Source organism: Halorhodospira sp. 9621, from assembly GCF_022228055.1.
GTDB lineage: Bacteria > Pseudomonadota > Gammaproteobacteria > Nitrococcales > Halorhodospiraceae > Halorhodospira > Halorhodospira halophila_A.
This window is the reverse complement of sequence record NZ_JAJNRD010000043.1, coordinates 1-10,671: the sequence shown is the minus strand read 5'-3', so window position 1 is coordinate 10,671 and position 10,671 is coordinate 1. Positions and strand designations below refer to the sequence as shown.

General features: G+C 61.4%; 7 protein-coding genes, 1 tRNA gene and 1 pseudogene. 3 read left to right on the top strand and 6 right to left on the bottom strand.

Going from position 1 to position 10,671, the window contains the following annotated elements; all coding sequences use genetic code 11:
* Positions 1–1,090, top strand: a 1,090-nt coding sequence (locus LRF89_RS12355) for an ATP-binding response regulator (protein WP_238637253.1), incomplete at its 5' end; no start/stop codon positions are given.
* Between the two features lie 98 nt (positions 1,091–1,188).
* Here LRF89_RS12355 and LRF89_RS12350 read toward each other — a convergent pair.
* Together LRF89_RS12350 and LRF89_RS12345 are read right to left on the bottom strand one after the other, a co-directional pair.
* Entirely contained in the window at positions 1,189–2,025 is an 837-nt protein-coding gene (locus LRF89_RS12350) for an aldo/keto reductase (protein WP_238637252.1), read from the bottom strand.
* Between the two features lie 256 nt (positions 2,026–2,281).
* Positions 2,282–3,118 carry a DUF429 domain-containing protein gene (locus LRF89_RS12345; protein ID WP_238637251.1) on the bottom strand — a complete coding sequence of 279 codons (837 nt, stop codon included), beginning with the start codon at positions 3,116–3,118 and terminating at the stop codon, positions 2,282–2,284.
* Between the two features lie 348 nt (positions 3,119–3,466).
* Between LRF89_RS12345 and LRF89_RS12340 the strand changes: the two genes are divergently transcribed.
* Complete coding sequence (locus tag LRF89_RS12340; protein ID WP_338018527.1) at positions 3,467–3,715, top strand: helix-turn-helix domain-containing protein; 249 nt, start codon at positions 3,467–3,469, stop codon at positions 3,713–3,715.
* 402 nt (positions 3,716–4,117) lie between these two features.
* Here LRF89_RS12340 and LRF89_RS12335 read toward each other — a convergent pair.
* A tRNA-OTHER gene (locus LRF89_RS12335) sits at positions 4,118–4,201 on the bottom strand.
* Between the two features lie 155 nt (positions 4,202–4,356).
* Between LRF89_RS12335 and LRF89_RS12330 the strand changes: the two genes are divergently transcribed.
* Entirely contained in the window at positions 4,357–5,604 is a 1,248-nt protein-coding gene (locus LRF89_RS12330; protein ID WP_238637250.1) for a tyrosine-type recombinase/integrase, read from the top strand.
* A 206-nt stretch (positions 5,605–5,810) separates the two neighbouring features.
* On the opposite strand, the gene LRF89_RS12325 is transcribed toward LRF89_RS12330, so the two are convergent.
* The 3 genes and pseudogenes from LRF89_RS12325 to LRF89_RS12315 all read right to left on the bottom strand — a co-directional run.
* The gene (locus tag LRF89_RS12325; protein ID WP_238637249.1) at positions 5,811–8,612 is read right to left on the bottom strand and encodes a phospholipase D-like domain-containing anti-phage protein; all 2,802 of its coding nucleotides are present in this window, start codon (positions 8,610–8,612) and stop codon (positions 5,811–5,813) included.
* Positions 8,609–9,661, bottom strand: coding sequence for a restriction endonuclease (locus LRF89_RS12320; protein ID WP_238637248.1), 1,053 nt, complete (start codon positions 9,659–9,661; stop codon positions 8,609–8,611). Before LRF89_RS12320 ends, LRF89_RS12325 begins: the two co-directional genes overlap by 4 nt.
* 5 nt (positions 9,662–9,666) lie before the next feature.
* Positions 9,667–10,671: pseudogene (locus LRF89_RS12315) on the bottom strand (anti-phage-associated DUF1156 domain-containing protein); the annotation flags it as partial.

Genomic DNA, 10,671 nt, shown 5'->3' with positions numbered 1-10,671 from the left:
GCCGCTCAATGCCATCACGGGATTCTTGGATCAGTTGGCGCACTCCGAGCTGGACCCGCGGCAGCATCACCATGTGGAGCTTTGCCAAGCCGGAAGCCATACCCTGCTCGGGCTCATCGACACCGTCCTGGAGCTCTCGCGGCTGGAAGCCGGCCGAGTTCAGCTGAGCGAGGAGGATTTCGATCTGCGCGCGTTCATGGATACCCAGCTGGGGCTTCTCGTGCCGCTGGCCGAGCAGAAGGGCCTGCACCTGGAGTGGTCTTCAGGCACCGAAGCCCCATTCCGGGTCCATGGCGATCCGGTGCGCCTCGGTCAGGTGCTCTACAACCTGGTCAGCAACGCGCTGCGCTTCACCGAATCGGGCCATATCCGCGTTCACGTAGAGCGCGGTTCATCCGAGCATGAACTCGCCTTCACCGTCACGGACACCGGAGCCGGCATCCCGGAGGAAGACCAGCCGCACATCTTCGAGGCGTTCCGGCAGGCTGGTCCTGCGCTCGCCCGCAAGGAAGGCAGCGGCCTGGGGCTGAAGGTCTGCAAAGAGCTGGTGGAGCTGATGGGTGGGCGCATCTCGGTCGAGAGCCAGCCCAGCCACGGAACGAGGTTCCGCTTCACGGTGGCGATGCCACCAGCCACCTCCGCCACCCCGTTGCTATACACCCCCGAAGAGGCCGAAGTTGATACAAGCGCGCCGGTGGGGACTGGGCTGCGCGTTCTCGTCGCCGAAGATGAGCCGACCAACGCACTACTCGTGAACAACCTGCTCGAACAGGCTGGCTGCGCACAGATCACCTGCGTGCAAAATGGCCGCGAGGCCATCGAGCACTGGCAGCAAGCGAGCCCCGACCTCGTCCTGCTCGACCTTCAAATGCCCGAGCTGGATGGCCGTGAGGCACTGCGCATAATCCGTTCACAAGAGGCGGAACACGCCCTGGCGCGCACGCCCATCGCCCTGATCACCGCCCATGCCCTGGAGCACTTCCAACAGGAGTGCTTCGGCCTCGGCTGCGATGCCTATCTGAACAAACCGCTCGAGCGCAAGGAACTCTGGCTCTTGCTGGCCAGGATTGTTAGCGGCCCCCTAGGCTGACCCCAGCTGGCCAACAGAGTTGACCCACCCTCGGAAGGCGGGCCCGCCCTACGGGGTAACAAAGCAAAACCGGTAAAAATACGGCGCCTCAGACCCGATCAAACGATGGCCAGCGGCCGCGGTCCGTCCGGCGGCGGAAAGAGTTCTTCGAGTTCCGTGCGCTGCGCTTCGGTCAGGGTGATCTCGAGCGCGGCGCGGTTTTCGAGAACGCGCTCCGGCGTTCGCGTCTTCGGGATCGCAATCGCATCGCCCTGATCCACCAACCAGGCCAGCGCCGCCTGGGCGGCCGTCATGCCGTGACGCTCCGCAAAGCCCACGAGGCGACGGTCGTTCAGCAGCCCGCCCTGCCCGAGCGGGCAGTAAGCCATGACCGGGATGCCGCGCTGGCGCAACCACGGCAGCGTGTCCCAGTCGATACCCCGCTCGCCAAGGTGATAGAGCAGCTGATTCGCGGCGACCGCGCCCCCGCCGGGCACCCCCCAGAGTTCCTGCAGGTCAGTCGCATCGAGGTTACTCACGCCCCAGTGGCGAATGCAGCCCGCGCGCTGCAAATCCTGGAATCCGGCCACCGCCTCCCCCAACGAGGCGCCGCCGCGCCAGTGCAGCAGGTAGAGATCGATCCGATCCGTGCCCAGACGCTCGAGACTCTGCTGACACGAGCGGACCACGCCCTTGCGGCTTGCATTCCACGGGAAGACCTTGCTGACGATGAAGGCCTGATCCCGCCGCCCGGCCAGGGCCTCGCCCACCACCCGCTCGGCACCGCCGTCGCCATACATCTCAGCGGTATCGATCAGGGTCAGCCCGGCATCCAGCCCGGCCTGCAGCGCCGCGACCTCGGCCGCGCGCTCGCTTGGGCGCTCACCCATGCGCCAGGTCCCCTGGCCGAGGGCCGGAACCCGCTCTCCGTCGGGTAAAACGACATGGCGCTGCATCTCACCTCCTTGCCCCTGGGTCGGCCAGGATTCCACAGAACCTGTGGAAAACCGTGTGGAGAAAGTCAGCTGAACCCGCTTCGCGAAGGCCTTCGAGGTCTATTGGACAAAGACTGTCCAGCTACAAACCAACCACAAATCAGCACCTTGCGAACACGCCTCCAGATGTCAGCGGCTTACGCGGGGTTCTCGCATCACCTGTGCAGAAATAACCGTGCTGGTCCTGCGTCGGGCGGGATTGTCAACCCATCCACCTTTACACGCCCGAAACGCGGAAGGATCGCACCCACTCCGACGGCGCGCGCCCTTTCTGCTCACAGCGGCGCGCAAGCTCCTCGGAAAGGCTCCTACTGTCGGGCACCACGATATACCCGGAGTCCCAATCACCGACCATCAGGCACTGCCGTTTCTCGACAAGGTACAGCGCCGCAAGCAGACAGATGCAGGCGTCGAGCCGGTCCTGATCGTGCTTGTGGGGGCCATCGAACTGCGCTGCGTCGTCCAACCATTGAACGATCCGGTTAAGTCTGCGCTCGCCGAGCGCACTCGACGTCAGCTGGCAGACGTGCCGCCAGTCGGCGATGGAAAAGTTCTTATTCCTCGGGTTGTACTTCGGCAGCCGACCTCCAGGACGCGGGTCCATTAGCGTCCAGCCAAGGGCGATCATGGTCAGCACCGGGTAGGTTTCGACCACCCACGTCCCCTTGAGCGGTGCAAGCGGGTCCGCCGGCCCACCGAAACGGGCGAGGAACCGCCATACCGGCGCATCCTTGCCGAACATCTTCGCCTTTGCGGTATTGGCCGGTTGCATCCCGCCATGCCGACGGCTGACCGGCGAACTCACAATGTTCTCCACCGGGCGCTGGCCCGACTTGTTCTCCACGATGGTGGGCTGGTCGAGCAACACCACCGTCGAATCCGGATTCTGCTGGGACTGCCACTCACGGATCGTGCGCTCCGCCTCGGGGTAGTCCACCCGCTGCGGCGGCCCGAGATCCTGGTATAACCCATCATCAGCGCGAACAGCACCAACCAAAGCACCGGAGTTGCTAGCACTCCAGGCAGAGTCGAACCCGACAACCAGCACGGTCATACCGCTCCTCCCACAACCTCGCTTGATCCTCCGACAGTCCGCTCCCCGTGTCGACGGGGCTACGGAACGCCTCGCTAAGCCCTCGGAGTCGCGCGTCTGCCGAACTGCTGGAAACCCCAGTGAACTGGGTGGGCCAGCGGTTCCGCGCCAAGGGAACGGCCTACCCCGGTGACAAGGCCTGGACGAGCAAGCCCACAGGCACCTCGGATTCAGCTGGCAGCAGGCATCAACTGCCAACCGGGCACCTGGGATGACTCAATCGCGTTATCGCCCCTCCCCTTCAGCGGTGAGTCGCCACCTACGGCGGTCCACCGACAGTCGTCGGCACGGCGCTTTTCGAAACCGATCATGGGAGTAGTAGATATGACCAAAAAGTCGGCCATGAGCCTCTTCAAGACCAAGGAAGCGGCTGAACTCTGCGGCTACAGCGAACGACACATGATCCGGATGAGACAGATGGGCGAAGGCCCGCCTTACCTTCGCTTCGGTGGGAAGGTGCTGTACCGCGAATGTGACCTAGAGGCGTGGCTTTGCTCGAAGCGAGTCGTGCCACCCCGAGAGGGGGAAGTGCTGAGTACGAGCAAAAAGGGAGAGTGACCACCCAAGACGACGAGGGGTGAGAGCACCGCCGAGGGCTTGCTCTCATCCCTCTTTTCTTGAACGAGGCCCCGGATTCAAGCATCCCAAGGGGAGCGCGCCCCGGATCCGCGGGTAGTAGTCGCATCCCTCACCGTACTCCAGCACGCCCCGCCGGGATGCCGCGCCGGGCTATGGCGCTCAGGAGTAGACGGTCTGTGGTCCTGAGCCACATTAATCACGCCAGCCAGCCCCGCAGGCGCTAACACTCGCAGCCTTCTCCAACCAAAAGAGGCCGTCCGCCCCCAAGGTTGCAGCTCGGCGCACCTCCAACTGTGTGCAACGTGCCGATGTGCGAAATCTGTGCGTAGTTTTGAGCCGACTTTTCTGGCGCGAAGAAGGGCCTGTGTAACTCCTTGTTTTTGGCGGAGAGGGAGGGATTCGAACCCCCGGAGGGCGCATGCCCTCACCCGATTTCAAGTCGCGTCCGCCGCGCCAAACCGCTCCTCCAAATCCCCTTGTCACACCTGCATTCCGCGTCCTTGATGGATATAGGTTCATGATTGTTATGAACTTCTAATACGACAACACCCGACGCTTGCGCCCAGGGGTGTACACTCCCTACTGTGACTTTCCTGTGACACGATTGAGAGAACCAGACCGTGAGCACATCCCTGACCGAGTCCCACCTCAAAGCCCTCACCCCGCCCGAGCGTGGCCGCCGACTGCTGTTCGATGAACATCGCGATGCACCCCGCGGCTTCGGTGTTCGGATCACGCCCAAGGGCAGCGTGGCCTTCGTGCTGCGCTACACCAACTCGTTCGGTAAGGACCGCCTTGTCACCATCGGCGAGCATGGCACTTGGACCCTGAGCGCCGCGCGCAAACGTGCCGCCGAGCTGCGCAAAGAGATCGATACCGGCGCAGATCCCCTTGATCGCCGCAGGACGGAGCGCAGCGAACCTACCGTGGCCGAGGTTGCCGAGCAATTCTGCAAAGACCACGTGGACAGCCTGCGCAGCTCCAAAGAGGTTCGGCGACTTTTCAATCTGCATATCGTCCCCGAGCTGGGAACATTGCGACTGAAAGATGTTCGCCGCGCGGATGTGATCAGCCTGGTAAGTCATATCGCCTCGGATCGGGGCCGACAAGCAAGCTTGGTTCTACAGTACACCAAAAGCATGTTCGCCTGGGCTGAAGATCGTGAGTTAATTGAGCTTAATCCAATTGCCACTCTCAAGGCAAGCAAAATCGGAAAGGAACTAGCCCCACGCAGGCGCCAACGTGTTCTTGATCGTGACGAATTGAAGGCACTGTGGAATGCTACCCCCTCTTGTGGCATCCAATGGATCACCCTCTCGGCACTGTGGATGATACTCCTCACCGGTCAACGCCCGGGCGAAGTCGCGGCTGCAGAATGGTCTGAAATCAACTTCCGGGAAAAAAACTGGGTGATCCCAGAAACCCGCCGCAGAAAGACTGAAACCGATCAAACTGTTCCTCTAACACCATTGATGCTCGATTTGCTTGGTAAGGTCGAAGAGTGGGCTGCAGGAAAACGCAGCGGCCGGTATGTCTTTGAAGTTGTTTACGGGAGATCACTTAACCCCAAGACACCCTCTCGCGCTGTTTTCAACGCAACCAACGCGTTAGGCAACAAAGTTCATCCGACCTGGGGGCATTGGACACCACATGATCTCAGGCGAACGGCCCGGACTGGAATGGCACGTGCCGGAGTCGATGAAACAGTCGCGGAGCTTGCCATCGGCCACACCCGAAAAGGCATCGTTGCCGTTTATGATCAGCACCGCTATGAGGACGAAAAGCGCAGAGCTTTAGAGGCTTGGGAGCACAACCTCCTCGAGCAAATAGAATACGAGAAACAGCCGAAACACCGAAATAATATATGATGCGATGGCCTATCAAAGAAAGGAACTTCCTTTCAAATAAGGCCATCGTAGATTTAAGGCCACGTCCCTTGCCAAGAGACTGAGTATTCGAGCCAGCCTGCCAAGATCTACGCCAAAAGAAGCATCACCCCAACCTCGTAACCGGACCCCACCTCCCGCTGACTCATGAGCTAGAGGAGACTGCGGATGCGCCCAAATGACCGCCTCTACCACCCGCTTCGCATCAACACATCCAAGTCACGCCGGGAGAGCACGCGCACGCACTCTCGCCAGACATCCTCCTCGGTATCGCGGGTCTGGTTGTAGCGCAGATCGAAGCCGTTGACCTTCTCCTGCTGCTCGATGTACTGCTGGATCTGCCTCTCCAACTCCTCCTCGTCCTCGATCCACTCATCCTCGATGGTGTCGGGAAGTGAGCCGAAGATGTCATAGCGATCGCGCATGCGCTCAGAGAGCCGGTTGTAGATCGTTTCATCAACCGTGCCCTGGTAGACCAGGTTGAGCATGTCCACATCCGAGCGGGTTTGGCCAAAACGCTTGATCCGCCCGATCCGCTGTTCCAGACGAACCGGGTTCCAGGGCAGATCCACGTTGATCAGCGTGCCGAGCTTTTGCAGGTTCAAGCCCTCACAAGCAGCATCCGTTGCCACCATCAGCCGCAGCGCCCGGTTCTGAACCTGCTGCTTGAGCGATTCCCGCTCTGCACTGCTCTCCTGATCACCGAGCAGGAGCAGGCTCTTACCGGCGCCGGCATAGAGCCCAACCGGTTGTGTGGGGTACAGCTGCGCGACCTGCCGGGCGATCCAGTGTGCGGTGTCGTAATACTGGCTGAAGATAATGCAGCCATGGTGCTCGGCCCACCCCTCGTTGACGAGATAATGGCGCACCGCAGCCGACTTGGGGTCCTCCCCGCGCATCGACTCGATGGCCTCAAGAAAACGCTCAAGCGCCTCGCGCTCGGCACCGGGCATCGCCGCTGTATCTGGGTCGAGGAGAGCCTCAAGATCCGCTTCGTCCTCCTCAGCCTCGGCAAGCTCCTCTTGCAGATGCAGTCCTTCAAGGAGCTTTCGCGCCGTGTTTTCGCCAGCGTAGATGCTCGAGCACAAGCGCTGGCGCAGCATGTTGACCATGAACCCTGCACCGCCAACGCGCTTGCCGTAGGCCTTCCCGAACTCTGCAGCGGCCTCGTAGGCCATCTGAAAGGACTCAGTCGTGAACAGCGCCTTGTCCTCGAACAGGGCTTGGTAGCCCGGCGTGTCCGAGACGGCCTCAACATTCGGGTGCAGGATCACTCCAACCCGGTCGAGAAGGCCCGCCTCCTCGAGTACGGTGCGCTTTCGCAGCACCACATGGCGCACCGCGGGGTTGTGGCGCTGAAAGAAGGTCGTGCCGTTACGCCGAGCGCGCAGGAGGTCTTCCAGGTCCTCGCGCAGATCCTGATCGATGGCCGTCAGCGAGTGATGGGTTTCGAAAGTCTGCTCATCCAAGCCAAGCTCGGTGCGGATGTTGTAGAACACGCGCCGGAAATCGCTCTCCTCCGAGCTATCGATGGGCGGCAGCGGCGAGCGCAGGTACTTCCAGGCCTGCTCCGGGTCCTCACATGGGTCTTCCCCCGTGAGAAGCGGAATCGCGTGATCGGGATAGCGCCACGGTGAGAGATCATGCCCAAGCACAAAGCGTGCGCCGCGATCGAGGATATCGAGCTGATCCCATAGATCCTCAACCTCGGTCTGCATCGGTGTGGCGGTGCCGAGCAGAACGTGCCGGGAGCGCCCGGCGGCTTCGAGCATAAAGCGCATCAACTCGTTCGGCCCACCTTTCTGGCCGATACCGCGGCGCCGGCGCGCCTTGTGTGACTCATCGAGGACCAGTGTGTCGAAGCGCATGCCCTCCAGGTACTCGCGCTCCTTGCTCGGGTAGGTGATCAACCCCGTGGAGATGATCCCTATGCGCAGGGGGCAGCGCTGGATCTGCTCAGCCCCGACCGGCGAGATGGGCCGCCCCTCCGGATCCACCCAAACCTTGATCTGGGAGTTCCAGCGGGCGATGGGAATGCCGAGCTTGTCCAGAAGCTCCGTTTGCCACTGCTCGGTCAGGGATTTCGGCGCCAGGATAGCCACTGCCTTCGCCCGCTGGTTCGCCCGGCGCTGCTGATCGCCGTGCAGGGTCAGCGCAAGCGTGGCCGTGGCCAACGAGAGCGTTTTGCCGAGTCCCACCTCATCGGCAACGAGCAATCGCACCGCCGAGAACCAGCGCAGGTGGTTCATCGCCTCACCGACGAAGGCCCGCTGCCATGGACTCAGGGAGAGCCCCTCGCGGTACATGGGGCTTTCGATCAGCGCCGCCGGCGCGACCTCGCCCTCATCCTCGATGGCCTCAAGCTCCACCTCAACGCGCTGGGAGCGGCGATGGATCTCCTTGAGCACCGTGTCCGGGAGCTCGACCGAGTTCCGCCAGAGATATTCGAACTCCTCCAGGACCCAACGCACCCCCTCCTCCGAGTGGTCTTCCCAGAGGATCTCGTAGTGCTGGCTCCAGCCGGCCCGGGTCTCGTTCATCGAGCCAATGAAGGCAAGCTGTCGGCCGTCATGCAGTTCGATCCAGCCAGCCTTCCCGTGGACGAAGCCGCACCGATCATCGGGGGCCACCCGGATTGCCCCTGGGCGCTGATCGAGGAAAGTCTGAAGGCGCTCGTAGCGGGGGCGATTAAGCAGCGCGTCAGTCTCGATCTGGGTATCCAGCTTACCGAGAAGGGCAGCCTCGCGGTTGCGTGCCGCCCCAGCGCTGCGCTTGGCCACGGCCAAGTCCTCGGGGCTGACATCGGAGTTGCAGACGATCCGCACCTCCTCGATGCCACTCAAGTCCTCACCGGCAATCTCGAACAAAGACGAGGTGAAGTAGCCCGCGATCCGATAGTAGCGCTTCGCCTGCCGCAGATACGGCAGCAATACGCCATCCCCGAGCTTCACCGTGCGAGTTGAGTGCCGCTCAATCTCTTTGTGGCTCATGCCTCATTCTCGGTGCTCGGGACAAGCATCCACACTCTTTTAAGCGGAATATCAGCCTGAAGTGCCTCCGGAAATGAATCATAAGCACGTTTGACTGCATCAATCAAATCATCGGCATCCCAGAGCTGAATCTGGAAAAACAATCGGCTGCGCTCACGATCCACCGTGCTCTTGAAACCACCCCACGCGACCACTAAACCATGTTCAGCGTTAAAGTTACTCATAGCCCCCTGGAGCTCTCGGACAACAGACTGCCCGATAGGGGCTTCACTAGATTTCACTTGGACGACCAACCGCGGGCGCCCAAACCCGAGCTCACCAGATCCTGCCACTATATCCACGCCATGGTCAGGGCCTTGGGGTGAGACATGGGTCTGATATCCGTAAGCACGCAAGACACCGTCTACAAGGTAGGTTAACTGGTGCCCCTTGAAGTGCCTCCCGATATGCGTGCGAATTTGATCCTGAGCCACCCCTTCTAGGTTACCCTCAAGTATACTGGCCTCTTCGTCTCCATCTTCGATCTCGGCCTGAATAGTGGAAAGGGTGGACTTTTCAAGAGCCTCGTTCTTGGATTCCAAAAAAGCCTGAATTCTTTTTTCGGCTTGATTGCGTTGAATCTTGCAAACGGTCATAAAAGCGCCGAGCGAGTAAAGCAGATCCTGATCAATAGCGCTCCGCGGGACCTCTTTTACCCATTCCACGGGGCGGGTATGCAACCTGGACACCTCGGGGTCTAGGTCCTTGCGGTGAGCATAGGCGCCCCGAACCCAACCCAAAACTACTGCCGAACGATGTTTGAGAGGCATAGCCACGAGATCACCGGGGGCCATTTCCCCGATAAACCGCCATATTTGACCAACCCAATTTCGTAGCCGGTTTGGGGAGTGTGGCGCACCATGATCACGCAGAAGACCTTCCAGCTCCTGCCGGGATTTGACTTGACTTAGATCAGGAAGATTTTCCCAGCCAATAATGGCCAGGTTTTGGCTGAGAGCCAATTGCTCACGCTCTCCATGCTTACCCGAACGCACCATCCAAAGTGCCATCCTGATTAACCTCCGAGACGATCGTTGCGGATCCGGTTCGCCACGACTTCCGCCGCCCGGGACTCCTCCGGGCGGCGGGTCGCGAGCATGTCACTGTGGTACTGTGCAACAGCGATCAGATGCTCGGCCTTGCGGTAGAAATCGCTGTCCAGACTCGACTTCATCTGATCGATCACTGCTTTCGGGTCGTTCTCGTTGAGAAGCTCCTGAACCGCGATCAGCACATGCCCGAGCGTGGTCCCGCCGAGCAGGCCCTCCAGCAGGTCCCGGGGGCGGAAATCGGCGGCGCCCTTGAGGCGGGCACCGTTCGGGGACCGCGAGGCCATCAACTCCGTGGAGTCGATCTGGAACGCCCGGGCGAAGTTCTGGTGGTTCTCCAGCTTAAACTGTCCCCCGGCCTCGATCGCGAGCAGGCGCAGGTAATAGCGCTCTGCGGCCGTCAGATCCTCGCGCCAGGTCTCGGCGCTCAGTTCCTGGAGCCGCTCCGGGATCAGGTGATCGTTCGCCACGCGCCGAGCGTAGGCCACGATCTCATCCACCGGCGTTTCCTCTCCCCGCTTGCGCGGCTGCATAGCCAGCGCCGTGACATCCTGGCCATCGAACTCGGTGTAGCCGGTGAGCACCTTCAGTGCTGCGGCGTAGCCAGCCATCTGGAGGTCCGCATCGTTGAAAACGGCGTGACCGTGGGCCTTCGCCTGTTCGTTGAGGTGCATCATCTGATCGACTTGGCCCGCGACCTCCCTGCGGATCATCGGCAGAAGCTGCTGCCGGAAGATCGGCCCGCCTTCCCGGCGCTTTCGGAGCATGAGGATCACGGTGCCCTGGACGTGGGCGCCGGCACGCAGAGCAGTTGCGGCCTCCGTGGCGATGTACCACGCACCGACCACTTGGAGCCCGGCCGCCCAGAAGATCGAGACCATATCGCCCCAGACGCCGGTGTCCTTGTGGGTAAACATCACGCATTGCATGCCGTTATCCGGCATGTGCCGGGCCATCGCTGAGTAGGCATC